The organism is Verrucomicrobiota bacterium (assembly GCA_016200005.1).
In the GTDB taxonomy this organism is placed as follows: Bacteria; Verrucomicrobiota; Verrucomicrobiia; order Limisphaerales; family PALSA-1396; genus PALSA-1396.
In genome coordinates this window covers 1-24,637 of sequence record JACQFP010000053.1, presented here as the reverse complement: position 1 = coordinate 24,637, position 24,637 = coordinate 1, and the positions used below count along the sequence as shown (strand labels likewise).

Below are 24,637 nucleotides of genomic sequence, written 5' to 3'. Positions count from 1 at the left end.
CCTTTGGGCGCACCCGACCGCAACCGAATCGGAGCGCGGCTGTGTCGTCCTCGACCAGCCGCAGCATATCCAAACGCCCAGAGGCATCAGGTCTATTCCTACGGCCATTCGTTGCGAAGCTGCTGCGGCTGGTCTTCGACACAACCGCGCTCCGAGACAGTGTCCAGATCCGCCTGATGTTCCTCACCAATTCAAATGCAGCTTGTTTCTCCAGATTGCTTGCGGCTTAATGCGCGCAATGGCGCAACCCACCGACATTCAAATCATTGCCGCGTCATTGTATTTCTTGCCGGTCAAGGCGCGCGTACCTTTGAAGTTTGGAACGGAAACGGTAACAGAGGTCACTTGCGCGCGCGTCTGTGTCAAGGTGGCGGATGAGACCGGGCGGACGGCGGAAGGTTGGGGTGAGACGCCGTTGAGCGCGCAATGGGTCTGGCCGGCGAACCTGCCGTATGAAACGCGCCTGGACACGCTCCAACAATTTTGCATCCTGCTCGCGGAAGCTTGGGTCGGGTTCGACGGCAAGGGGCATCCCATCGAGATCGGCCACGAATTCCAGAAATTCATTCTGCCGGCGTTGCTGAAGAAAAAAAATGTCCATTCCGGCCACGCGAGCGAACCGATGCCCTGGCTGGCGGCGCTGGTCTGTTGCGCGGCGTTCGACATTGCCGTGCACGACGCTTACGGGAATTTGCACAATCGTTCCGTGTATGAAACCTACGGGCCGCCCTTCCTGATTCGCGACCTGGATGAATTTCTGACGCCGGATGAACATGCCAAAGTTTCGTTCAAAGGAAAATTTCCACGGGATTTTCTGCTGACCAAACGCCCGAATCAACTTTGCGCGTGGCACCTGGTGGGCGGCGTGGACCCGTTGGATAAATCGGAACTGAACGGCACTGAGCCAAGCGATGGCTACCCGGTTCTGCTGGAGGATTGGATCAAGCGCGACGGATTGAAGTGTCTGAAAGCCAAATTACGCGGCAACGACGCGGAATGGGATTTTCAACGAACGGTCAAGGTGGGCAGAGTGGCCGTTGAGAATGGCGTGGACTGGTTGTCGGCGGATTTCAATTGCACCGTGACCGATCCCGATTACGTCAACACCATCCTGGATCGTTTGCGCGACGAGCAGCCGCGCATTTACGGAATGATTCTCTACGTGGAGCAACCGTTTCCTTACGATCTGGAACACCACCCGATCGACGTTCACAGCGTGTCGGCGCGCAAACCGCTGTTCCTCGACGAGAGCGCACATGATTGGGCGTTGGTGAAGCGGGGCCGCGAATTGGGCTGGTCGGGCGTGGCACTGAAAACCTGTAAGACGCAAACCGGGGCGCTCCTGAGTTGTTGCTGGGCCAGGGCGTACGGCATGGCGTTGATGGTGCAAGACCTGACCAACCCCATGCTCGCGCAGATTCCGCATCTGCTGTTGGCGGCGCACGTTGGCACGATCATGGGCGTGGAAACCAACGCGATGCAGTTCTATCCCGAAGCGTCGATCGCCGAGGGGAAAGTTCATCCCGGTTTGTATCGACGGCGCGAGGGGAAAGTGGACCTTTCAACGATCAACGGTCCGGGTTTCGGATATCACCTGGACGCCATCGTGCGTGAACTACCGGAGCCGGTGGCGTTGTTTGCGCGTTGAAGTGAATCGCAAAACGGCCCGCTACTCACGGGCTTCCGCCAGTTCGTAAATTTTTCCATCGAACGCCAGGACGTAAATCTCGCCATCGCGATCTTCCGCAAAGCTTGCGATTTGCCGGGAGGGATTTGACTTTGCCAAAGTTCCGCTTGCCGTCACCTGACCATTTTCATATCGCAATCCCCAGATCGTCCCCAACGTGAAGTCCGCATAGAGATAGACTCCGCGAAGTCGCGGCATTTTTTTCCCGCGATAGACATAACCGCCGGTGATGCTCGTGCCGTGACTGTGTTCGGGGAATTTGGATTCCTTTGCCAGCGTCGGGTTGTGTGGATATTCGATGACCGGATCAATGAACTTTGACTTTTGCGTTGATTCCTTGAACGGATGAAATCCTTCGCGAACGTTCCAGCCGTAGTTGCCGCCTTTGACAATCAGATCAACCTCCTCCCACTTGTCCTGGCCGACGTCGCCGGCCCACAACGCGCCGGTCTCGCGATCAAAACTCATCCGCCAGACGTTGCGCAGCCCATAGGCCCAGATCTCGGGACGCACGCCATCGTCCTGGGTATCGAAAGGATTCGCCTTGAGCGAACCGTCCTTTTCGCGGGCGACAAACGGATTGTCCTTGGGAATGGCGTAGGGCAAATCGCCAGTGCGCGCGTCAACGTCGAGGCGGAGGATTTTGCCGAGCACGAAGTGGAGGCTCTGGCCGACGTTGTGCGGGTCATTGGCGAGGCCGCCGTCACCTAGACTGAGGTAGAGAAAACCGTCCGGACCAAACAGCAGCGTGGCGCCGTCGTGGTTCCAATAAGGTTGCGTGGTTTCCATGAGGACACGCTCCGAGGCCAGATCAGCCTTGTTGCGATTGCCACGCGCGGCGCGGAATTCGCTGAGCCGATTGCGTTTCGGCTCATGCCGGGAGTAATAAACGTAGAATTTACCGTTTGATTTGAACTGCGGATGAAAGGCCATGGCGAGCAACCCTTCTTCGTTCTTCACAAAAGGTTTTCGATTGACGATGTCGAGGAAAACTTTCGTCTCCTTGCCGTTGCGGTCCTTCGGAACAATCAAAATTCGCCCGGCTTGTTCGATGAGGAACAATCGCTTGGACCCATCCGGCGCTTCCTCCAGCCAGAGGGGACGGTTCACTTTGAGATTGGGAAATGCGACGCGAAGTTCGATGGCCGGCAACGAGTTCGTCGCCTGGCCGCGCACCGACAACGCCAGGGCGGTGATTGCACAAAGAACCAGCTCCGTGAGCAAAAGTTGTTTTGAGAAAATCATGGCGCGAAGATTATCGGAAGTTTGACGTGAACTCAAGGGCACGAGACATCCAGGCTTTCCGTTGAGATTCCCGCGGACGATTTACAATTGTGACTTAACCTCAGCCATCTGATGCGAACAATTGGTTACGGTCCGAGCAACGCGCGATAGAAGCGCTGTTTGTTCGTGGCCTCGTTGTCCTGAATGAAGAATAAATTCCCCGGCAGGTTGCTCACCACCGACACGGTGAACCAATTGGTTGACGACAGGTTGGTGGAAGCCTGAATGGTGTAGTTGCTGCCGGAAGCCCCACTGAGGTTGAAACCGAACTGCGTGGACGAAAACTTCGACGGCTGGCTCAAGAACGGCACGCCGATGGTATAAACCGTGATGTTGAGCACCACATTCGTGGGCGGGATGTTCACCGTGTGCATGAGGGGATCATAAAGATTCTGGCTGTCCAATCCGTTGTTGCCGCAGCAATTGGCATACACATTCCAAACTCCCGCGGCGGCCGCGAACGAGTAATTGCCCGCACCGTCAGTATCCACTTGCGCCGTGTTGTAGCTGCTACCACCAATGGTCGCATACGCGCCGACGCCTATGCCCGAGACGGGATTGCCCAGATTATCTTGCAAGTGTCCGGAGATTTGCGCGGTCGCCGGTTGAACGGTGAAGTTCAGCAGCACGGCCTGGCCGGCGGAGATGTTCGTCGAAATGCCGCTGGTCACGATGTAGCCGTTCAGGGCGGGATTATCACTGGAGGGTTGGCAGTTCCAGGGGTTGTTGGTGGACAGGACGGCGACGGCGTAATTGCCGTTGGCATCGCTGAAGCCGTCGGCTTTGAATTGATTAAAATTATCTCCGGCGAAAAAATCAATGTTGGCGAGGGGCGCGTTGGACGCATCCGCAATGCGGCCGTAAAAAAGCGCGTTCGCTTTGCGCAGAGCAAAGTCAACATTGGCCACGCTGCCGGTGCTGGTGTTGACCTGCTGCCCGCCGGGCTCCATGTAAGCACGGCGAACCAGCCGGTTGCCCTCGACCTTGAGGTCCCAGTTATCCGGCGTGACAGCGGCGCTGTAGTTGCCGTTGGTATCGGTGAATGAAATGGCAAACAGGTTACCCGACTGCAATTGGAGGAACACGCCGCCCAGGGTGTTGCTGTTCGCCGCGTCATAAACGCGGCCGGAAATCGTCACGGTGCCGTTGGTCAGGAAAAGATTGTTGGTCGCCGCCATGCCGTTGGTCAAGGTCACGACCGGCAGCATCGATTGGTCCGTAAAATAATTCAAGAGCGTGGGCAGCAGCACGTAAGTGCCGGGTGGAACTTTCAGGAAGTAGTGCCCTGTGTTATCAGTGACCGCCGCGCCAACAAAATTCTGCGACGGCAGCAGCAGCGCCACGACGATCGCGTTCGGCAACGGCGTGCTGTTCGCATACACGCTGCCGCTGAGCGATTGAGCCAGAGCGGCGTTCGTGACGTTAAACGTGGCGCTCGTTGCCGCAAAATTCCCGGTGGGACTGACGAGGCGGAAAATGGATTGCGCCACGGTGCTTTCGATAGGCAGCGCAAAACTCAGCGTGGTGGTGATCGCGTCGGTGGCCGAGTTGCTGTCGAACGGCACGTTGATGTTCGTGACGCCGCCGATGGTGCTGACCCCGCCGTCGGAGATGCGGAAGGCGTCAATCAGCGGCTCGGCGGCATCCACGACACTGTTGCTGTTCGCGTCGAGGTATCGTTGCACGATGACCTGCTCGCCATTAGTGACGCCGGCGACATTCAAGGTGATGACCCCCGTGTAGGTATTGCTCACGGCGGCTGGCGTGACCGTGAACGTGACGGCGCGAGTCGGGAGACTCGGAAGCAGCACTGCCGCCAGGACGAGGAGGAAAATGCGGTGGCAGGTTTTGAAGGAGAAGCGGTTCAAGTTGTCAGTGTTGGTTTGCAAGACGTTATTCATTTCGGGTAAGGCTACTGTAACACCGCTCCAACTCAAATCTTTTTCCCCAAGCCACACCGATTTGAAATGCTGCCAAATGGCTTGGCATTTGATTCGAAACAACCCATTATCATCCCATGAAGAAATCAGCGGCAGGCGCGCAACCGCCCCAACCTGCGGCCGCGAGAAAAACCACCGGCTCTCCAACCGGTAAAATTCATCCCGTAGTGATCTATCCCTTCCGGCAACCCAGCGATTACTCCGACCTGGAAGAACTTTATCAGTTGATCGCCCGGCTGGCCGCGGAAAGAAAAAGATACGCGCGGCCCATCACGGTGATGGATCGCAAAACCTATCACGCGAATGAAGGCAACAAACACTTCCTCGATTTCCGGAAAAACACGGTCGCCAAACACTCCAAGATTCTGGACGAGTGGTGCGTGGATTCCTGCCAGATGTGGTACTCGGGGCTGGGCATGGCGTTTGAAAAAGGCGGGGACAACGATGTGTATTGGCTGATCCCGGGCGACTTCAATTACGGCACGGCGGTCGGCAAGGAAGTCCTCGGGCGGCTGCACAATCTTCCAGAGATCATCCTGGAACTGAACCAGGACGTGTGCATCGGCGAGATCGCGACCGACCACAACAACTCCAAGCAACTGATCGACACCTACGGCACCTTTGCCCTGCTCTACAACTGGTTTCCAACCGAAGCCCAGGCCATCCGTCAGTACACCGAGCGGCCCCGCTCCGAGTTCTTTGCGCTGCGCCACGGTTTTTTGGCCGAGGCGCTGCGCCAACGTTGGTATGCCTATGAGCAGACCGTGGTCATGTTGTTGCAGGCTGTGTTCAACGATAAACACATCAGCCGGTTTTTCGTGGGCAGTATTTCCGACCTGCCGGAAGGGCACGAGTCCCTCGCCGCGGCCATGCAACAGGTGGAGCGCACCGAGCGGGTTCTCAAAACAATCTGGCGCGAACGGAACAAGGCCAAGGCCGGTTGGATCGAACAATATCGCATCCTCGAAACTCAATCGGAAGGAGTTCGCCGGACCGCGCTCATCATTCTACAGAATCTTTTGGGCTGACCGACCTCGGGTGTATTATGAGCATGAACCGATATGGTGCCCGACAGACTTTGCACGTGGTGAACTTCATCTGCCACGCGCCGCAGGCTCAAGAGGTGAGTTTGGTGGGCGACTTCAACGAGTGGAACCCGGCGACACATCCCATGAAACGAATGCCCGACGGCGGCTGGTTGCTCACCGTGGAACTGAAACACGGCCATCACCGCTACGCCTTCCTGGCGGATGGTAATTTGACGCTGGATCCGCACGCGCAAGGCATTACGCGCAATGACAAGGGCGAGCGGGTTTCCTTGATACCGGTCAGTTGAATCGCGGACGGCCATGAGCAAGGCGTTCACGCGCGAGTCAGATGACGTTCCTGATCAACGTGTCCTTCCCTCGGTTTCAGCACTGCCGCCAGGAGCGAAAAATTACCTGACGCCGGATGGCGCGCGGCGTTTGCGCGAAGAACTGGATCGTCTGGTCAACCTTGAACGACCCCAGATTTCCGCCACCTCGGAAGATCCCGACGCCAAACGTCGGCTTCAAATGTTGGATCAACGGATTCTTCACCTTCAGCAGAGTTTGGAATCAGCGGTGGTGGTGAATCCGCCCGAAGTGCCAGAGGATCGTATTCGGTTTGGTGCCACGGTGACTGTGCGCGAGCGCAACGGCAACGAATCGCGTTATCGCATCGTGGGCGTGGACGAAACCGACATTGACCGTGGTTGGGTGAGCTGGCTTTCGCCCATCGCCAAGGCGCTGCTGAACGCTCGGCGCGGCCAGCGTGTCCGATTCAAACTCCCGTCTGGTGAGACGGAATTGGAGATCGTGGACATGGCGTACGAGACTTGACCGGGTTCAGCATCCGGCGCTGACAGCGCGCGCCTCCGCTCCACTCCATTGCGCTGGGCGCGACTAACCCACGACAAAGTCTCCCCCCTCCGCGCTCCGGTCCTTCCCATCCTTTGGTGATTAGCATTCTCATGGCTTGGTTGTAAATGTTATGTTTGTCAGTGTACGGAATGGCACAGCACGAACAAAACTTCCACCCCACGAAATCGGAGGATCGAAATCCAATCTCACCCCTCCCCCGGGAAACTTGTAAATCAAACACCATTCATCATGGTCTGGTAACTGACGCGGTGGGAAACCGCCAACCGTTGGGCCGTAAAAGTGCGACAAAGTTCCGCCCGTTCCGAGGACCATAGTAGCCTTCTCCCTGGTTGATCCCACTGGGATGAGCTTGGAAACAGCTTGTGCGCGTTGCTCCAGTGTAGAATCTGCCGAATGCCAAACGTGCCGTGCTGCGCTGACGCCGCTGCGGGGCGGATGGTTGCACCCGACGAGTGACAACGCTAACAAGCAAGTGACGCTGAAATAACGCATGGCGCAATGCGGCCAACGACCGAACTGAGCGACGCGGGCGGCCCTGCGGGTCCGCATTGGCAACTGACGTGGCCCGCCTGCGTTCGCTCCAGTGATCTTGTTGGGCCGACTGTGTGCATGATTGTTTCGATTCAACTCGTCCTGTGTATCAGCACTCGTGCCATCGAGTTGATTCGTGTGCTGGCCGTAAACCACCATATCGCCAAGGCGCTCGGGGGAGCGCGACTACTTGAAATGTTCATCTAAAAACTTAACCACCTTTGGCCAACACGTTTCAAGTCCACACCAACCGTGGGTTTGATCGTGACGAATATGGTCATGAAAGAACGAGAATCCTTTCTCGTCGAGTCTTGAGACAATCTGGCTGCACATCATTGTCGAAGGCCACACCTCATCCTGGGTCGCGGAAATGCAAAGAATGGGTCCCTTGATGTTCTCGACTGGAATTATGGCCGAGGCGACGGCGCTACGGTTTTGAAGCGCCTGCTTGAACATCCCTGTCTGCCGGTAAGTCAGCATGCTCGGCGCATTGTGCAGCGAAACGGGCCACGGAACAAAAGGCAAAGCCTGTCTCTGGTAGGTCCAGGGTGAATGCTGGCCTGCCAGCACATCGAACAGGCCTTGGGGTGAACTCGGAAAGACGACCGAACTGGGCACCAAAGCGATAACAGCCTTAATTTGGGGGAAACGACTGGCAAGCAACAACGCCAGTTCGCCGCCACGCGAGTGGCCAAAGACCGCATAATCGTCGGCAACCACTTCCTTCTGCTTGGCGAGCCATTGAAATGCCTTCTCAAAATACTCAAGCGGTATTTCCCTCAAGTATTCCGGCAAGCCGGGAGCATGAAAATAAGCCAGAACCAGCACGCAGTACCCACGATCCAACAGTTTCTGAATGTGGTCTCGATTGGTGCTCCAATGCTTTCCGCCTTCTGAACCGCCCAGGATGATGACCACTTTTCGCGGCCTCTCCGAGGCGCTGGTAAAGAAATCAGCGTTGAGCCCGTTTTCAGCAATCGTTCTTCCGGGCAGGCTGCTGTCAAAATGGGTATCAAATGGAGTGAGGGCCGCCCTGGCTCTAGCCACGGAATAGACATTTAGCAGCACCACGCCCAGTCCTAAGAGTAAGACAAAACTGAGCAGGATGACGATTACCCATTTTCGGCGATTCATGTGAGCGCCCTTTCTCATCGAAGCGCTGCCGTTGCCTAGTCAGTATGGCTTTCGCTGGCTGCGAAAGCGGTGTCTGCTCTCCGGTGTAAGCGTGGGTTGCGAACCGGAGTACGGAACGCCGAGCCACAAGTTGTGGGACTTGCGCCCCAGACGATCAAAGATCGAAGATCAAACAACATGAAGACGTACCTACTCCGTGACCCAGAAACTGTCGAGCTGCAAATGAGAGATCTTTCGAAGCAAGCAATTCATTGTCACCACACCGAAATCAGAATCATCCAACGGTTGTTGTAGGGGAGCCAGGGTTCGTTGCAATGGTAGTCGGCGTTCGGTTCGGGCGTCAGGTCCAGCCACGGACGGTCCTGGTGCGGCCACGCGCGGATGATGCCGTTGAGCAACGCGCCCGGCACCGCGCCGCGCGGATTACCGGGAATGGTGTTGTAACGGTGATGATAGTTCGGAACGAAGTTGCTGCCGACGCCTTCCATCAGCGACACGCCAAAGGGATTGCGTCCGAGAATCCAATGCACCTGGTTCTCCGCGAGCCGACGCCCGGCGATGACGCCCAGCTTCGCCGCCAGCGCGCCCTCGATGGCAACGTCCAGTTGCCGCATCATGCTGCCGACATACCAATCGTTCACGTCGGCGTAGGGTTGGAAATAGACAGAGCCTCCATCCGCGCCGAGATACCGCGCCACTTCAAACGGCAGCGCGCAAAACTTCTCCAAGTCTGCGATGCGCCGTGCGGCCACGGGTTTGATGCGAGCGACGTGTGGGTCGTCGGGAAATGCGGAGGCGAATTCACCGAGGGCGCGAAAACTGTCTTCCGGCTTCGGCTGTTTCAAAATGTTTTCGACTTGTTGTTGCGCGGCTTGACGGTATTTCGCGTCGCCGATTGCAGCGTGAAGGGCCGCGAGTGTTTCCATGTTACCACCAATCTTCTCGTGCAGTCGCACGGCGAGACGAATGAGGTCGTCGCCGCGGGCAGTGTCGCCGATCTTCTTCAACGCCGCGCCCGTGAGCGCGAATCCTGCCGCACACCAGGTCGGATCACCACCGAGTTGCGTGACGGGACGGTCGTCGTTGTTGCCGGGCCGGTTGTCGGTCTCCTTTTGCGGCTCGCCCCAGTAACGGTAGCCGGTGGAGATGGTGTTGACGACGAGTTCGAGCGAGTCACGGTCGATGGCCTTGAGCAGAAACTCCGCGCCCCAGAGCGCTTCGTCGAGAATGTCGGCGCGACCATTTCGGTCACGATCCCATTGGTCGAACAGTTTCGACTGGCGGTGATAGGCGACGGCCAGCGCATAAAAACTTTCCGGCGTAAAACCACAATACTTGTTGTAGTCGCCGGCGTCGTGCCAGCCGCCGCTGAGGTCGCGGTGTTTGCCATCGGGCATCCGGGCGTCGTCCAGATGACAGGCAGCGTGGAAGCCGGGCACGGCGGTGCCGCAGCGTTGATAGTAGAAGAAACGGTAGCCCGGCTCGGCGGCGTGTCGGCGGAGCAAGTCGTCTCCGATGGTGAACGGCGGCGACAGCGCGGCCGCCTTGCCTTCGCCAGCGGCGACCACGTAGCGTCCCCGATTCGTGATTGCCGAAAAGTCGAAGGCCCAATGGAAGCGGTCCCAGTCGGGGATCGGTTCGCATCGCTGCCAGTCGCCGCGAAGAACTTCGCGAAAACTCTCCAAGTCAATCACACGAGCGGTGGGAGCAGTTTCCAACGACGATGCTGATTGCAACAAGGCGACTTTCGCGGTGGATGGAGTTTCGTAACCGAGTTGGTCCACGAGAACTTCAAGGCCGGGCGCACGCTGCATGGTGATTTCCACATCGTCGAGGTAGAAAGTTTCGGTGGAATCGCTTTCGACCCAGAGTTGTACTTGATGGCTGCGGATGGGTCGCGTCGCGGTGAGTTGATAAAGTCGCCAGCCATTTTCCTCGCGGCTACGCATTTCGGTCTTGTCCACGTGCAGCACGTCGGCTGGCCGTCGTCCCTCGCGGCCCGTCCAGACGAGCGAAAGTTGAAAGCGGGCAGTCACCGGCGCATGAATCCAAACGGAGGCGTTCACGCTGCGGATGTCCGGATCGAGACGCAGCGCAATCGTGCGTGCGCCGCGAACGCCGTTGGTGCCGGTGGCGTGAAGCTCATCCTCGCCGCCATTGTAGCTGGACACAAATCGTCTGCCGGTGACGAGTCCTTGAGGACCCGGTTGCACACAGAGCGAGTGAGAACCTTGACGATGAACTGCGTTTGTGATGAAGACACGCGCCCCACCGTTGGTCGGTTCTACGCCGAGCGGCAGCCAGCCACCAAGCCGTTTAGCTTCCAGTTCAAAGGAAGGATTGGGCGCGACGTTGGCGGGAACATAGTCGGCGGCGGATACCAATACAGTCTGGCCCGAATGAGCGTGAATCCCAACGACGCACATGGCTGCAAGCCTTGGCAAAAAGCGAGTGACCAGACGGCGAGCGCCAACCGAGTCGGTCGTTTCATCATTCACGAAACACCTCGCCATAATGTCGTTTGAGGCACTCGGGACAAAAACTGTGGGTGAACGACGCCTCGGAGCGATGCGCGATGTAAGTTTCGATCGGGTGCCACTGTTGATCTGCATCCCGGATTTTCTTGCAGAAGCTACAGATCGGCAAAATTCCTTCAAGGAGTTGGACTTCCTTCGCAAGCTCGCGGGTCTGTCGAGCGGTGCGGCTCACCAGGTAGGCGATGAACACCAACAGAACAATTCGGATGCAAGTGTTCATGACGCTGTAGAGGAGCGGCGTCTGTTGATCGATGTAGAAGGCGATGTCGAGACGCCCAATCGGAAGAAGTACCGCCAGCAACACTGCAAAGCGTCGGGTACAAAACCAAGCCGCCAGCGTGACCGGGAGGACAAAGGTGATGGGGAATTGGATGTACGGACCGGTGACAACATCAAGCAGGAGAATGGCGACACTGACAATCAAGTGGGTTGGCCGCCAGCGCAAAGCAGCAAGCAAAACCCGGCGGGAGACGCTCGGCTCCGGTTGGATCGTGGAATCTGGAGTGGTCATAAGCGGTTATTGATTTCGAAGTGCGCGGAGTGCATCGATCAATTCAGTTATGCGCAAGGATTTCCAGCCGGTTGATTATTGGCGGCCCAATCTGGGAACGCTTTCCGTGACTCATAATGTCTGAAAGCTATGGTGAAGAAAACCTGGGTCAACCCAAAAGGGCTGCTGAAGAAGGTGCGTCAGACGCACGACGCAAATTGGAACGATGCAGTGTAATCAAGTTGAAGCGGAATAAATTCCGCGCTCCTGACGGGCCTTGACCCGCTACCAACTCCTTGGTTACGACCTAAATCGTTGTATTGCGCCCGGACGCTAACTAGTCTTGCGATCATGGAAGTGAAGCCTGAAGTTCGTTCGCGCCCGCGCCGACGCTGGTTGAAATGGAGTGTCCGAGTTGTTGTCGTCGGAGTTGGACTGATCATCGTCGGTGTGGTTTGCAGTGTCAAACCGGTGGATCACACGCCGTACTTCACAACGCACTACTACGAATCAACTCGCTCCAAGTTCACCGAACAGGCGCGTGGTTACCAGCTTGCGAGGGGACCGCTCCGCGCCGGGTTTGGGCGCGCGAAACTGTCACCGAGCGTCGGTGCACAGCAGGACGCGCCGGAGCAGGGGAAGTTTCGTTCTGTGCCTTTGGCGGGATATGGTGATCGGAGCGGGCGACCGGCAGAAGGGACGCACGATGATTTGTGGGCCAAGGCGGTCGCGTTGGAGGTCGGCACGCAACGCGTCGTCATCGTCAGCGCGGATGCGTTGATCATGCCGCGAGAAATCGCGGAAGCCGCGACGACACAACTCAAGTCGAAATATTCGCTGCGCCGCGAACAGATTTATTTTTCCGCGACGCATACCCATTGTGGGCCGGGCGGTTGGGGGGAAGGCGTGGTAAGCGAAGCGTTCGTCGGCGGGTTTCAACCCGGAGTGCGCACGTGGTTTGCCCAGCAAATCGTCGCGGCGGTGGATGAGGCGATGACCAATCTGTCCACCGCAACCATTGGGAGTGGTCGTTTCAACGCGCCGGGTTTTGTGCACAACCGGCTGGTGGGAGACAAGGGACGCGTGGACGACGAATTCGTCTTCACGGTGATCCGAAATGCAAATGGTGGTTCGGCGGTGATGGGCGTTTTTGGCGCGCACGCCACGGTGTTGTCGGGCCGCGTGATGCAGTTCAGCGCGGATTATCCGGGTTACTGGCAGCGCAAGGTCGAGGAGCAAACGCACGGCCTGGCTATGTTTCTGGCGGGCGGCGTCGGCAGCCACGGGCCGGACGCCAAAGGCGGCGGCTTTGAAGGCGCGCAGCGAATGGGCGAGGCGTTGGCGGAGGAAGTGTTGAAACGGCTCACGGACGTGAAGGTTTTTCCCGATACATCACTCGGTATTTTTGGTTTGGAACTCCAATTGCCCGAGGCGCAGGTGCGGCTTACGGACGGCTGGCGGCTGCGGCCCGCCATCACACGGCGGTTGATGCCGGTGAGCGATCACACGTTCATTCAGACGGTGCGATTGGGCGACACGCTTTGGTTTTCAACGCCGTGCGATTTCAGCGGCGAACTGGCTTTGGACTTGAAGGGGATGATGGAGCGTCACGGATTGCACGCGGTGGTGACCAGCTTCAACGGCGATTACATCGGGTACGTTGTGCCGCTGCAATATTACCACTACCCCGGCTACGAGCCGCGCTTGATGTCGTTTTATGGACCTTACGTTTCGGTTTACTTGATGGACTGGATGCGGAGGATGGCGGGAGTTGCGAGTGACGAACGACCAGCGGCGGTTGCTTCATCGAAGGAGTGAAATATGGGTTTTTCGCTTGCGGAACGTTCGCAGCAAAATCCGAAGCTCGAAATCCGAAATCCGAAACAAATCCCAATGGCCAAAATGGCAATGAGCAAAACGACTGCTCTCCATCAACACGCCGCAAGCCTTGGTTTTGAAATTTGCCTTCACCCCGTGGAGTAGTGGGTGAGGCCGTGCCAAGCGGTAGTCTGCGAGTTACTCCACGGGGTGAATTGTTTCGGATTTCAGGATTGTTTCGGATTTCGAGTTTCGGATTTCGGATTTCCGTTAAACCAAAACCGGTGTCACGGATCAAAGTGAAGAATCGAAGCGCGAATGCCGGGGACGCTTACCGCTTCGCGTTACCACTTCTGAGTTGAATCAATTTTCGACAGAAGTTCCCGGGCGACGATGGAACGCATGATTTCACTGGTGCCCGCGCCAATCTCCATCAGCTTGGCGTCGCGCATGAAACGTTCCACGGGATACTCCTTGGTATAGCCATAGCCGCCAAGGATCTGTATGGCGTTCATGCCAATCCGCGTGGCTGCCTCGGCGGCAAAGACCTTGCACGCTGCGGCCCGGCTGTTGGAGTCCTCGCCCTTGGAATGTGTGACCGCGGCTTCGTACGTCATGGCGCGCGCGGCGGAGTATTCAATAAAATTGTCCGCGATCATTTTTTGAACCATTTGAAATGATCCGATCGGCTTGCCGAATTGTTTCCGCTCCGTCGCGTAACGGAGCGAGAACTCGTGGGCCGCGCGAGCCAATCCCAGACTGATTCCCGCGATGGTGATGCGCTCGATGTTCAAGTTCCTCATCATGTGCGCCGTGCTGGAGCCCTCGTCGCCGACCAGATTTTCCGCTGGAACTTCGCAGTCTTCAAAAACCAGCTCGCCGGTCGGGCTGCCACGCATCCCGAGTTTCGAGAGTTTCTTGCCAACGCGAAATCCGGCAAAGCCGTTTTCAATAATGAAGGTGCTGATGTCCTTTCGGGCCGGACCGGTCTTCGCATAAACCCAAAACAGGTTTCCAATGGGGCCATTCGTGATGAATGACTTGGTTCCATTCAGAACGTAGCGATCACCCTTGCGCTCGGCCTTGGTTTTCATGCCGACCGCGTCCGACCCGGCGCCCGGCTCGGTCATCGCCATGCCACCGATCCATTCGCCGGAGCAAAGGCGGGGCAGATACTTCTTCTTCTGGCTGTCGCTGGCGTTGCCCGCGAGGTTGTGGACGGCAAGAATCGAATGCGCCAGGTAGGTCAAGGCCGTGCTCGCGCAAACCGCGCCGAATTCCTCCATGACGATTGTTGCGGCCACCGTATCCATTCCGGCGCCGCCGTATTTCTCATCCACAGTTACGCCCAACACACCCAAGTCGCCCAACTTTTTGAAGAGGGCCGGGTCAAAACTTTCCTGTTCATCGCGGTCAGCGGCGCCGGGGGCTAATTCGCGTTCCGCAAATCGTCTCACCGATTGGCGGAGCATGTCGTGTTCTTTGGTGAAATACATGTCTCTCTTCTTGTCTGAATGTTATTGTTTTAAAAGGCTATGCGCTTGATTCCACTTGGGCTTTCGGTGCGCGGCGACACTCCCTCTCCTCCCGCTGCGGGAGGAGAGGGCTGGGGAGAGGAGGCACTCTTGCTCGAAAACCCCTCTCTCCGGCTCTCTCCCCGCTCGTCCCTTGCCCCGTGGAATAAACGCTTCGGGAACTCCGGCAGCTACGATTGCTATTCCACGGGGCGAGCAGGGAGGGAGAGGGACAAACCGCGTTGACCTCACGTTCCAGCTCAATTAGGGGGGTCAAATGCATATCGCCATTGTTTCATTTTCGCAGTCGCCGGATGCGGAACTCGGTGATGCGCGCCCAATGCTCGACGTTGGCCGGACCTTGATAACATTGCAGACTCACTTTCGGCGTGCCGTGTACGGGCAGGTCACGCTCGCCAGCTTTCTGCCAGTCGCCGGCATCAGCTGTCCGGAAGTGGCCTTGGATTTCGTTGCCTTTCACCGTGAGTCGCAAGCGCACGGAGAAAGATTTCAATGGAATGATTGCGATGGTCCGCGTTTTGTCGTTCTCCTCGCGGCCCATGACGATGCTCAACTTGCCATCCACCAATTCCTGGCCAAGTTTCACCATGTGGCTGTCGTCGTAATACCAGACGAGGTCCACCTGTTCGTATTGCTCCGTGGGCTGGTTCGTCACGGTCACGGAAATCTCGACAGTGTCCCGCACGGGGTCGGGCGCAGCCCGAACGAGCACATTCTTAGCGTTGTTGGCTGGTCCCCACATGTTGCCGGGTTGGAGGCGCACTTCGAGACCGCGTTCCGTCACGCGCCAGCCTTTCGAGTCTTCGCGCAACCACGACCAACCGTCGGCCAACTTGCCTTTGAAGTCATCTTGAAAAAGGATTTCCTCCGCCTGACAGGCCGCGACAGCGAGAATCGTGAGCGACAGAAGTATTCGAGAAAGAATGTTCATAGCAATCGGCCACCAGAAGAATTCACCTGGTCTCGACCGATGACAAGCTGGTTCTTTTTCAAGGTTCGTGCGCGCGGCCGGTAACAGGGTGAATTCCGCGCTCCTTTGGCTGCGCCATGCAGCGCCGTGCCATTGCACGTTAAATCTTCTCAAACGAAACCGGAGTCGTCATGATTCAGGCAAGCACATGACAAGGCGTTTTCTTATTCCGGTTGTCGGCATTGTTTTGGCGACCGGGTTCGGCTCAAGCCCGCTGTCGGGCGGGGAGTCAGACAAAGACACGGCTGCCATCGGTTCGCGTGTTGAAATGTTCGTCGATGATTGGCTGATTGATTCGTCGCACTCGCGCGGCGTGGCGTTGCAACTGCAAACGCCGGTGAAGCGCGAAGTCGTGCTGGTCACCGACAAACCGTGGGAAGGGCCGGACAGCGCCTACTTCACGGTGTTCCAGGACGGCCCGCTGGTGCGGCTCTACTATCGCGGCATGGTTCCCGGCAACGACGCTTCTGAAGGGCAGGTGACTTGTTACGCGGAGAGCACGGACGGAATTCATTTCACTCGGCCGAACCTGGGATTGGTGGAATTCCAAGGCTCGCAGGAGAACAATATCATTTATCGCGGTGTCGAGTCGCACAACTTCGCGCCGTTCCGGGACGACAATCCTGCCGCGAAACCCGAGGAGCGTTACAAGGCGCTCGCGGGCATTCTCAGCAAGCTCTACGCATTCGTGTCGCCCGACGGCATCCACTGGCAGAAGCTGCAGACCGAACCGGTCATGACCAAGGGCGCGTTCGATTCGCTTAATCTTTCCTTCTGGGATGAGCGGACGCAGAGTTATCGCTGCTTCTCCCGTTACGGCGATGAAGGCGTGCGCGCCATCCAGAGTTGCACCTCGACGGATTTCATTCATTGGACTGATCCGGTGCCGAATCGTTACCCCAAAGGCGCGCCGAAGGAACATTTCTACACCAACGGCACGCGGCCTTGTCCCGGCGCACCGCACATTTACCTGTCGTTCCCAAAACGCTTTGTCCCGGAGCGAAAGAAATTTGCCGACTACAAGGAAATGGGAGTGTCCGACGCGGTCTTCATGAGCAGCCGGGATGGTGTGAATTGGGATCGCACGTTTCTCGAAGCATGGGTGCGCCCTGGTCACGATGAGCGGAACTGGACGCAGCGTAGCAACATGCCGGCGTGGGGCATCGTCCAACTCGATCCGGCGGAGTTCTCGATGTATATCAGCGAACATTACGAGTGGCCGGACAATCGACTGCGCCGCATCACAGTGCGGCGTCATGGCTTTGGGTCCGTCCACGCCGGCGCGGGGGGCGGCGAGTTCACGACGCGACCGGTGACGTTCACGGGCAAGAATCTGATTCTGAATTACGCGACTTCAGCCGCAGGCGCGATTCAAGTTGAAGTGCAGGACGAGCAAGGCAAACCCATCGAAAGACGGACGCTCGCCGATATGCCGGTGTTGTTCGGCGACGATCTGGACGCCGTGGTCAGTTGGAAATCTGGCAGCGATTTGTCGAGTCTCATCGGCAAACCGGTGCGCTTTCGGTTTGTCCTCAAAGACGCCGACCTCTTCGCGTTGCGAACCGGAACTCAATGAACGCCTCAGAACGAACGAAAGATCGAAGTTTCCTCGCGTCGGGCATTCTGAACGGAATCGCCATCATCGCTGCCCTTGGCAATTGTTCACCCGTGGCGGGTGAACCCAGAGAGCCGGTTCAGGCCAACCTTAATGGTTTACGGATTGTCATTGACTCGAATTCGGGAGGCCTGCTTGAACTGGAATACGGCGGCATCAAGATGTTGCAGGCGCTTCCCGGAAACGCTTCGCTGCTCGATGCAGCCTTCCCCGGCTACGGCTTCGAACCGCTGCGGCTGGGCACGCGCTATTCGCGGGATGCTCGCGTGGAAGTTGCGGACGCGGGAATTTCAATCACCTGGCAGTCTTTGGGAATGAGTCGCGTTTTTGAACCGAAGGGCTCTGTCCGCGCATCCGTGCAATTTCGTCCGGCGGCAGATGGGCGTTCCATCATGCTGAAGGCTGCGATTGAAAACCGGTCCGAGCTGGCCATTCCGCAGGTGCTGTTCCCGGATTTGGAGGGGCTTCAACCCTTCGCCGGTTTGGAGAACACGGAACTCCGCACCTGCGGCGGCGTGCAAAAGCCTTTTCGCGACCTAGCCCTTCCGGAAGACGAAGGCCGCTGGTACGCCAGTCGCCGAAACTGGCTCACGCTGAAATCGGGCGCCTATGACAAATCCATGGCGGCGCGGTGGCTGGACCTCGGCAGTCTGAAGGGCGGGTTCAGTTTGTTTCCGAAACTCTGGAGCTGGGGACCGTTAACGGAATCCGGTGAGCCGACTTCTGATCGCGTGCTGCTGCACCTTTCGCAGAAGGACCCGACGCTGCGGCTCATGTGCGAACATAAAGCGTTGATCCGGCCCGGCGAGAATTGGATCAGCCCCGAATACGTCTTGACTCCTCATCAGCACGGCTGGGCCAAGGGCATCGAACCATTCCGGGGCTGGGTGAGGGAAAACGTCCAGCGGCCGCATCCACTCCCCAAGCACCTGCGCAAGAAGATCGGTTACCGCAGCGTGTGGATGGCCCAGCAATATGCTCCGGCCGACCCGGCGGCACCGACCGTCGTCTGGCGGTTCCACGACCTGCCGGGCCTGGCGGATGAATGTCGCGCCCACGGTCTGAACGAAATGGTGCTTTGGCTTTGGGGACCTTGGGAGATTCCGAATCAACCGTCGCCCGAACTGGGCACGCTCGAGGAATTCAACCGGGCCATCGCGGAGTGCCGCGCCAAAGACGTCAATGTGTCGTTGTTCGTATCCGTCATGACCATGCTCAATCCCATCCCCGCCAAATACGGCCAGACCGACAGCTGGGAGGACTGGGGATACCACACGGATTTCATCCCGATGCTGCGTCCTTACTATGGCAAGGCTTCGCGTGGTTCATTCGCGGACCCGAACCATCCGGGCTGGCAGGCGGACATCACCGCGAGCCTGTTGAAGATGGTTGAGCGCGGCTGGACTTCGATCACCTGGGACCAGGCCATGCACAAGCCCACACCACCCAACCTGGAAACTCTTTTCGCCAAGGTGCGCGCTGCCGCCAGCAAGAAGGACCCGGAAGCAACCTTCGCCGGGGAATGTCTCAACAACCTCGATCTGGACAGCCGTTGGCTGGACTACACCTGGAACTGGGCGCTGTTCGACGAGCAGATGGACTGGCGCGCCCTCGTGAACGCCTATCCCACGCCTCGCTTCAATGTGAACGTCGGCACCTCGCCGCGCGCGGTGAAACAACTGTTCGCCGACCACCTGTTCCTGAATGTCCTGCCATCGAAGCCTGACGGGATCAACGGCTCGGCCCGCATCACGGACTTTCCCGAGTTGGCAAAAGCTCTCAAGGTCTGCGCCAACCTCCATGAACGATTTCAAACCTACCTGGAAGACGGCCTCTTGGTGGGCGACAACATCCTGTCCGAGCCGTGTCGCGAGGCGCGAGTCAACGGCTACCTGCTTCCCGGCAAAGCTCTCATCCTGGGGCTGAACACGGGAACGCAACCGCGTTCGATCACATTCAGCTTGGATATGGCACCCTGGTTGAGTTCTCCGTCTGGCCGCTACACCATCACCGCATACGACGAGTCCGGTGGCATCCGAGCGACGCGTGTCGAAGGCGAAGCTACGTGGAAGGAAACCACCCGCGTCCTCGCCCCCAACGAACTGGCCCTCTTCCAGATTGCTCCGGAGAAATGATGACCAGAAACGTCCAATCGGCCACGACATCGGCAAAACGTTCGCCAAAGTCAACGGCGGCTCCAAGCCGCCCACGACGCAATTCTTCACGGCAAAACCGCCGACCTACGGCGCGACGTTTTCCAAGTTTCGCAACCGACGCCGCGAAACGGCAACGTCCACAAACCCGCAACGACTTCGCAAGGCATGTTCGTGCTGGCTGAAACGGCCGACGCTCCGATTGCGCGAAAGCGACATTTGCCCAGGACTGTTTCCTACAAGCGGCGGGCTGTTTCCAAGAGTTGAACTCGTGCGCAACGACGCCGTTGAGGATGGCGAACTTCGTGAACGTGTTCATGGAAAAACTTCAAAATGCTTTCGGCGAAAAGTCCTTCTCCGCATCGGATGGGGAGAAGGTGGCCGCAGGTCGGACAGGGCTGCATCAAGCCGATGAACTGAGCCAATGGCAGCGGAGATAGAGTACGATTTTGCGGGACATTTGTTTCCGAGTGTTTTTTGATAGACGGATGCCAAAGCCGAAACGATTGCCCGACCGAAGTGAGCAGACCGTTTTGGAAGAACTCCAAGTGGAACTGATCTCACCTCGACAAAAACCACGCTGGAACCAACTGGTTCGCAAACACCATTACCTCAAGAGCGCCGACCTCGTGGGCGAACAACTTCGCTACGTTGTTACCGACGCCAAAGGCAGATGGTTGTGGGCAATGTCAGTCAACCATTCCTGGTCGTTTGGGTGAGCGATGGGAGCAGCTTAGTTTGGAGCAGGCGCAAAAGGAGTGGCGCGAGGTTTATCGAGCATCGCAGCCCGCTTGGCGCAGTCGGTGAAGAAGTCAACGCGTAGCCGGGCCGGAGAAGGAGTCTCGTTTTCCGTTGCCCTGAAATTCGCGCGACTGGATTTGCCGGACGGACATTCGCAAAACCAGCGCCGTAGGTGCGGCATCCTTGTAGAAACCCAAATCTAAAAATTGAGTCGGAGACGCACCATGAGCGTCCTTTCGCGCGGCAGTTCGTTGTAAACATTGAGCGGATTGAGACGGTAATCCTGATCGGTGATGTTGAGCAAACCGACCGCCATCTCGGCTTTCCGGCGCGGAAAACGGTAACCGGCAAACGCATTGAATTGCGATTAGTCGGGTTCGCGCAAGTAGGGCGCGACATTTCGAGCGGGTGAGCGATGGAGGGATTGGCTTAGGGAAGCCCGGCGCCAAAAGTTTACGGTGCACTAGTTGCCGCTTTCCTAAGCGAAGCAAGGTATTCCACCAAATCGACAAGGTCTTGCGTGGACATGGCTTGCTTGCGTCGCTGGGACTCCACGCGGTTAAGTCCTCGACCTACTTGGTGTTCGTTGAGCCATGCCCGGAACTTTGTCGCGGCTTTGCCCTTCGAGCGCTTTGTGTGCTTCCTGCAAAGCACTGTGCATCTTGGCAGCCGAGGCATACCTTTGCGCGCAATCGCTGTGGCAAGCTTTGAGAATGATTGGGTTCAATCGAAAGAAGTCGGCCACGTCACTGCTTTCGGCCAGCGTTGTCGAGAGTTCGGGAAAGAAGGTTGGATTCCGGCCGGTGCTGAGGACGTAAAGTAACATTCCCAAAGCATAAATGTCCGCCTGCGGCGTGCCGGGCGACTCCGGCGGCGGCGGCATGTAGCCCGGCGTGCCGACGTACGTGTGCTTTTGATCGGGCGGCCGGATTTCGGCGATGAGACCCATGTCCGCGAGCTTGGGGCGGCCATCTACAAAAATAATATTTTGAGGCTTGATGTCGCGGTGGGTAAGTCCCTGCCGGTGGAGAAAATCCAGCGCGTCCGCCAGCGCGAGTCCAATGCGCACGCATTCGCGCACCGGCAGTTTTTGTCCTCGCGCCCGGCGGCGTTCACTGACCAAATCGCGCGGTTTGTACGTGGACGGTTTTCGTTCCCAATCAACTTCAAGCGGGTCGCCCAGTTCCATCACGTAAAAGAAATATCCCGCCGGCTTCTTCTGACTGACAAAATCCACGCGCAACAACCCTGGATGTTTATCGGAGACAGGCTTGTATCTCTTGATACCGTTGAACTCGCGCTCGTACGGATCGGCATCATCGCCGAAGTTTGCCAGGTAAACCACTTTCAACGCCTGCCATTGTCCGATGGCATTGCGCGCCAGCCAGACTTTGCCATAAGCGCCCTTGCCAAAAGGCGGATGCAACAATTCGTAGTCAGGAGTGTCCGGCATCTCTTCGGCAGAACCGGTCGTCTCCAGGGCAGTTCTCGGCGCGCGAGACTTCTGCGTGGCCAGTGCCCACACCAAAGCGCAAGGCACCTGTCCCGCCGAAATCACCAGCCAGGGAAACCAATAATTCGTGAAATGACTCCAGGAAACTGATCCAAGCGCGATCACCAACGCGAATGCCATTGCGAAAATTCCAGCTATCAGCGGTCGCATCCGGCACAAAATGCCGCCGAGCAAGATTCCTGATGTCAGGAGCGCCAATGCTTCCATCCATGACGCCGACCGCCGCAACCAATCTCCGTTCATCAAGTTCAGGAAGGAGGTAACCATGATTTGCACGCCGCCCATCGATTCGCCGGTCCAGTGCGTGTAGGGTGTGCGAAATTCATCCGGCTCATCCCCGGCCACGGAGGTTCGTGGTTGAGTGCCGATGAAAACGATTTTGTCACGATAATAATTTGTCGGTTGTGTCAGCGCGAAACGATAACTCAAGGTCGCCCATGCGCCATTTGGGCCGTAGTAGCGCAGCCATTGCTCGTGCGGAGATTCGCTCAATTGCGCACCGGACAGCCGTGCGGCGGTCCAAGGCAGACTGGGATACGGCCCCGGCACCGGAAATGGCCAGTGTCGTCGCACGGTGGAGTCGAGGTCGGGATCGAGCCAGGCGACACCCCAATTCGTTCCAGCCGCGCTGAGAAATGGTTCGGACGGCAGCGCTGGATGCGCACCGGCGAGAGTTGGGTAGGTCACCGCCGCCTGCTCGGCCATCAACACGACGCGATGCTGCCGGCGCATTGCCCCGGCCAGTGCCTCGTCCTTGACCGGGTCGCGCGGGATTCGGAAGAAGGAATCAAATACGACGAGGGCACAACCATCATCAGCGAGTCTGTTCAGCACCTGCGCGTGCAATGCACGATCCCAAGGCTGCCCGCGTTCCTGGGGGAAGTGATTGTACGCGTCATTGTCCATCAGGATAAGCACGACCTTGTTGGTGACTGTGGACGAGCCAAAACGAAATAGATAGTCGTAGCTGGCGTTCTTCCATCTCTCGCCCAAAGGCGTCGCCCAAAGCACCAGGCCGCAAAACACGGTCAGCGCCGCGCCGAACATGGAACTGAACAGCTTATGTTTCCTGATGCCTTTGAGCTTCACAATCTCTGCCGGGTAATGAATTCCGTGAACATAAAGCAACCGTTTGAAAAAGCAGTGCTTTTTTGCATCCGCCTTCTGGTGTCGGCCATTCTGGATTCTCTCTCCATTCAAATATTTCTGAAAGATTGGCTCATTTGCCCCGTATTGAAGACATGCATCTGAAATCAAAAAAAAACAATGGGCAGCCGCATGGTGCTTGTGGCGTATCCCCAGAAAAAGACAAAACAACCAATAACCGTTTATGAATAAACACATCTCACAAATAATTACGTTCGCGACAATCACAAGATTGACCGCGTGTTTGATCGGGTGCTGCAGCGTTGCAGCACAGGAACCCGTGACTCCGGCCAATGATGCGTCACTCCAGCCTGAGTTTCCGGTGATAACGCGTCAACCGGTGGATCAGGCCATCCTCTTGGGCTCAACGGCCACCTTCACCGCACAGGCAGTCAATGGCGCTGTTGCTTTTCAATGGCTGCGCAATGGAGTCCCTATCGAAGGACAAACCAACAGCAGTTTGATTCTGGAGAACATCGGGATTGACGATGTGGGCTATTACTCGGCCGACATTTCCAATGGCGGAGAGCCGGTGCCGACTCGCTCGGCATCTTTGAACGTTTACAGCACGAGTGATGGAGGAACCATCACCGTGTTCGGTCTTCCCGTGGTTAGCAGCGGTTCCAGCGGCACCTGTCCCGGTCCCTATGCGGGATACGTCAACTACATCAAAACCGTTTCGCAGGGCTGGGGCTGGGCGCCTACCGTGGGCACCACAGTGCATACCGCTTCTGATTTGAATCGGACTGATACGAAAGTTGTTTATATCGGAAAATTTGGGGATGGGGGTTGCAATCAAACCACGGTCACTGTTCCCGATCCAACACTGAGTCCAAAATATCGGTTCAGCATCTATTTTACCAACAATGTTCCGACGAATTCCTATCCAATCACCCTGACTGGATTCGATCCCTGATCAAAGTAGGCAAAGTAGGTGCGTCGGCCCATGCCAGGCGTAATTCAAGTCTCCGTCGATACACCGTAATAAGCAGTGGTGAATAGTTGGCGCAACGCGGCCTTCGGAAATGGAGGCCGCGTTTTTGGTAGTGTGTCCGTCCATTTGGATAACTTCCCAGGCGTTAGCAACCTTGCGAATTCATTCCGGAAGGTTGCGAGCGGGTTTCCCAAACTTCTGGAACGGCGCCACAGGACTGTGCATCCGTTTCCGAACCTCCTGAAATGTTCCCAGAGGCTTATGAATCAATTTCCCAACTTCCTGAAATGGTTCCACAAGGTTATGGATCGGTTTCGGAAGCTCCTGAAACCGTTTCAGAAGCTCCTGAATGGGTTCCAGAAGCCTCTGGATCCGTTTCACAAAGCGGCTGAATCGCCTGCCCGCGTCGCGGAAACCATTCTGTAAGTCCTTGTAAATGAGCCTGCTTCGCCCTGGCTTCACAGTCGGTTTTCAAACCGTGCCAATGCGTCGATTTAATCCTTTATCGAAAAATGCGCTGATTTTCGAAGGTTTTTTGAAAGATTGCCCCTTTCCCTCCGTATTAGAGAAATTTCCAAAAGTTGTGGATGGCGGGGGGTGGAGGGCATCCCAAGGGTAAATGTGTTTACGCTGCTATTGCCTTGGGGTTGAGTTCGACACCATCGACGAACTTCACTCCCGCGATCACGCGATCCAGTAACTCAT

18 protein-coding genes are annotated in these 24,637 nt (G+C 57.2%); 10 read left to right on the top strand and 8 right to left on the bottom strand.

Features of this window, described 5'->3' with window-relative positions:
• The first annotated feature begins 238 nt into the window (after window positions 1-238).
• Window positions 239-1,648 (top strand): mandelate racemase/muconate lactonizing enzyme family protein, encoded by a 1,410-nt coding sequence (locus HY298_18755; GenBank protein ID MBI3852300.1) that lies wholly within the window; start codon window positions 239-241, stop codon window positions 1,646-1,648.
• 21 nt (window positions 1,649-1,669) lie between these two features.
• Here HY298_18755 and HY298_18750 read toward each other — a convergent pair whose 3' ends face one another.
• Entirely contained in the window at window positions 1,670-2,932 is a 1,263-nt protein-coding gene (locus HY298_18750; GenBank protein ID MBI3852299.1) for a PQQ-dependent sugar dehydrogenase, read from the bottom strand.
• Window positions 2,933-3,057: 125 nt separating this feature from the next.
• A complete protein-coding gene (locus HY298_18745) occupies window positions 3,058-4,872 on the bottom strand; it encodes a carboxypeptidase regulatory-like domain-containing protein (protein MBI3852298.1) in 1,815 nt (604 codons plus the stop codon).
• Between the two features lie 116 nt (window positions 4,873-4,988).
• Between HY298_18745 and HY298_18740 the strand changes: the two genes are divergently transcribed.
• The 4 genes from HY298_18740 to HY298_18725 all read left to right on the top strand — a co-directional run bounded on the left by HY298_18740 (window position 4,989) and on the right by HY298_18725 (window position 7,553).
• Window positions 4,989-5,939 carry a hypothetical protein gene (locus HY298_18740; protein ID MBI3852297.1) on the top strand — a complete coding sequence of 317 codons (951 nt, stop codon included), beginning with the start codon at window positions 4,989-4,991 and terminating at the stop codon, window positions 5,937-5,939.
• Window positions 5,940-5,956: 17 nt separating this feature from the next.
• A complete protein-coding gene (locus tag HY298_18735) occupies window positions 5,957-6,247 on the top strand; it encodes an isoamylase early set domain-containing protein (GenBank protein ID MBI3852296.1) in 291 nt (96 codons plus the stop codon).
• 13 nt (window positions 6,248-6,260) lie between these two features.
• A complete protein-coding gene (locus HY298_18730; GenBank protein ID MBI3852295.1) occupies window positions 6,261-6,773 on the top strand; it encodes a GreA/GreB family elongation factor in 513 nt (170 codons plus the stop codon).
• A gap of 540 nt (window positions 6,774-7,313) precedes the next feature.
• On the top strand, window positions 7,314-7,553 hold the full coding sequence (locus tag HY298_18725) for a hypothetical protein (GenBank protein MBI3852294.1): 240 nt from the start codon (window positions 7,314-7,316) through the stop codon (window positions 7,551-7,553).
• On the opposite strand, the gene HY298_18720 is transcribed toward HY298_18725, so the two are convergent.
• The 3 genes from HY298_18720 to HY298_18710 all read right to left on the bottom strand — a co-directional run bounded on the left by HY298_18720 (window position 7,533) and on the right by HY298_18710 (window position 11,528).
• A complete protein-coding gene (locus HY298_18720; GenBank protein ID MBI3852293.1) occupies window positions 7,533-8,480 on the bottom strand; it encodes an alpha/beta fold hydrolase in 948 nt (315 codons plus the stop codon). The genes HY298_18725 and HY298_18720 overlap by 21 nt on opposite strands.
• 254 nt (window positions 8,481-8,734) lie before the next feature.
• Window positions 8,735-10,906, bottom strand: coding sequence for a glycoside hydrolase family 9 protein (locus HY298_18715; GenBank protein MBI3852292.1), 2,172 nt, complete (start codon window positions 10,904-10,906; stop codon window positions 8,735-8,737).
• Window positions 10,907-10,970: 64 nt separating this feature from the next.
• A complete protein-coding gene (locus HY298_18710) occupies window positions 10,971-11,528 on the bottom strand; it encodes a DUF4118 domain-containing protein (protein ID MBI3852291.1) in 558 nt (185 codons plus the stop codon).
• 330 nt (window positions 11,529-11,858) lie between these two features.
• Here HY298_18710 and HY298_18705 point away from each other — a divergent pair, with 330 nt between their 5' ends.
• Complete coding sequence (locus HY298_18705) at window positions 11,859-13,325, top strand: neutral/alkaline non-lysosomal ceramidase N-terminal domain-containing protein (GenBank protein MBI3852290.1); 1,467 nt, start codon at window positions 11,859-11,861, stop codon at window positions 13,323-13,325.
• Window positions 13,326-13,669: 344 nt separating this feature from the next.
• Here the strand turns inward: HY298_18705 and HY298_18700 are convergent, their stop codons facing one another.
• Both HY298_18700 and HY298_18695 read right to left on the bottom strand, forming a co-directional pair.
• Window positions 13,670-14,821, bottom strand: a complete 1,152-nt coding sequence (locus tag HY298_18700; GenBank protein ID MBI3852289.1) for an acyl-CoA dehydrogenase family protein — start codon at window positions 14,819-14,821, stop codon at window positions 13,670-13,672.
• Window positions 14,822-15,134: 313 nt separating this feature from the next.
• Window positions 15,135-15,791, bottom strand: coding sequence for a hypothetical protein (locus HY298_18695; protein MBI3852288.1), 657 nt, complete (start codon window positions 15,789-15,791; stop codon window positions 15,135-15,137).
• 187 nt (window positions 15,792-15,978) lie between these two features.
• Between HY298_18695 and HY298_18690 the strand changes: the two genes are divergently transcribed.
• From HY298_18690 to HY298_18680, 3 genes are all read left to right on the top strand, one after another.
• Complete coding sequence (locus tag HY298_18690; GenBank protein ID MBI3852287.1) at window positions 15,979-17,406, top strand: hypothetical protein; 1,428 nt, start codon at window positions 15,979-15,981, stop codon at window positions 17,404-17,406.
• Window positions 17,403-19,580, top strand: coding sequence for a hypothetical protein (locus HY298_18685; GenBank protein ID MBI3852286.1), 2,178 nt, complete (start codon window positions 17,403-17,405; stop codon window positions 19,578-19,580). Before HY298_18690 ends, HY298_18685 begins: the two co-directional genes overlap by 4 nt.
• A 506-nt stretch (window positions 19,581-20,086) precedes the next feature.
• On the top strand, window positions 20,087-20,317 hold the full coding sequence (locus HY298_18680; GenBank protein MBI3852285.1) for a hypothetical protein: 231 nt from the start codon (window positions 20,087-20,089) through the stop codon (window positions 20,315-20,317).
• A 581-nt stretch (window positions 20,318-20,898) separates the two neighbouring features.
• Here the strand turns inward: HY298_18680 and HY298_18675 are convergent.
• Window positions 20,899-23,052: a CHASE2 domain-containing protein gene (locus tag HY298_18675; protein MBI3852284.1), complete on the bottom strand. Its 2,154-nt coding sequence runs from the start codon at window positions 23,050-23,052 to the stop codon at window positions 20,899-20,901.
• A gap of 130 nt (window positions 23,053-23,182) precedes the next feature.
• Here HY298_18675 and HY298_18670 point away from each other — a divergent pair, with 130 nt between their 5' ends.
• Complete coding sequence (locus HY298_18670; GenBank protein ID MBI3852283.1) at window positions 23,183-23,914, top strand: hypothetical protein; 732 nt, start codon at window positions 23,183-23,185, stop codon at window positions 23,912-23,914.
• Window positions 23,915-24,637 lie beyond the last annotated feature (723 nt).

What these genes read in the sequence shown, in the direction of transcription:
- HY298_18755 (MBI3852300.1), top strand. Translation starts at nt 239, where the DNA reads ATGGCGCAACCCACCGACATTCAAATCATTGCCGCGTCATTGTATTTC.
- HY298_18750 (MBI3852299.1), bottom strand. Translation starts at nt 2,932, where the DNA reads ATGATTTTCTCAAAACAACTTTTGCTCACGGAGCTGGTTCTTTGTGCA.
- HY298_18745 (MBI3852298.1), bottom strand. Translation starts at nt 4,872, where the DNA reads ATGAATAACGTCTTGCAAACCAACACTGACAACTTGAACCGCTTCTCC.
- HY298_18740 (MBI3852297.1), top strand. Translation starts at nt 4,989, where the DNA reads ATGAAGAAATCAGCGGCAGGCGCGCAACCGCCCCAACCTGCGGCCGCG.
- HY298_18735 (MBI3852296.1), top strand. Translation starts at nt 5,957, where the DNA reads ATGAGCATGAACCGATATGGTGCCCGACAGACTTTGCACGTGGTGAAC.
- HY298_18730 (MBI3852295.1), top strand. Translation starts at nt 6,261, where the DNA reads ATGAGCAAGGCGTTCACGCGCGAGTCAGATGACGTTCCTGATCAACGT.
- HY298_18725 (MBI3852294.1), top strand. Translation starts at nt 7,314, where the DNA reads ATGCGGCCAACGACCGAACTGAGCGACGCGGGCGGCCCTGCGGGTCCG.
- HY298_18720 (MBI3852293.1), bottom strand. Translation starts at nt 8,480, where the DNA reads ATGAATCGCCGAAAATGGGTAATCGTCATCCTGCTCAGTTTTGTCTTA.
- HY298_18715 (MBI3852292.1), bottom strand. Translation starts at nt 10,906, where the DNA reads ATGTGCGTCGTTGGGATTCACGCTCATTCGGGCCAGACTGTATTGGTA.
- HY298_18710 (MBI3852291.1), bottom strand. Translation starts at nt 11,528, where the DNA reads ATGACCACTCCAGATTCCACGATCCAACCGGAGCCGAGCGTCTCCCGC.
- HY298_18705 (MBI3852290.1), top strand. Translation starts at nt 11,859, where the DNA reads ATGGAAGTGAAGCCTGAAGTTCGTTCGCGCCCGCGCCGACGCTGGTTG.
- HY298_18700 (MBI3852289.1), bottom strand. Translation starts at nt 14,821, where the DNA reads ATGTATTTCACCAAAGAACACGACATGCTCCGCCAATCGGTGAGACGA.
- HY298_18695 (MBI3852288.1), bottom strand. Translation starts at nt 15,791, where the DNA reads ATGAACATTCTTTCTCGAATACTTCTGTCGCTCACGATTCTCGCTGTC.
- HY298_18690 (MBI3852287.1), top strand. Translation starts at nt 15,979, where the DNA reads ATGACAAGGCGTTTTCTTATTCCGGTTGTCGGCATTGTTTTGGCGACC.
- HY298_18685 (MBI3852286.1), top strand. Translation starts at nt 17,403, where the DNA reads ATGAACGCCTCAGAACGAACGAAAGATCGAAGTTTCCTCGCGTCGGGC.
- HY298_18680 (MBI3852285.1), top strand. Translation starts at nt 20,087, where the DNA reads ATGCCAAAGCCGAAACGATTGCCCGACCGAAGTGAGCAGACCGTTTTG.
- HY298_18670 (MBI3852283.1), top strand. Translation starts at nt 23,183, where the DNA reads ATGAATAAACACATCTCACAAATAATTACGTTCGCGACAATCACAAGA.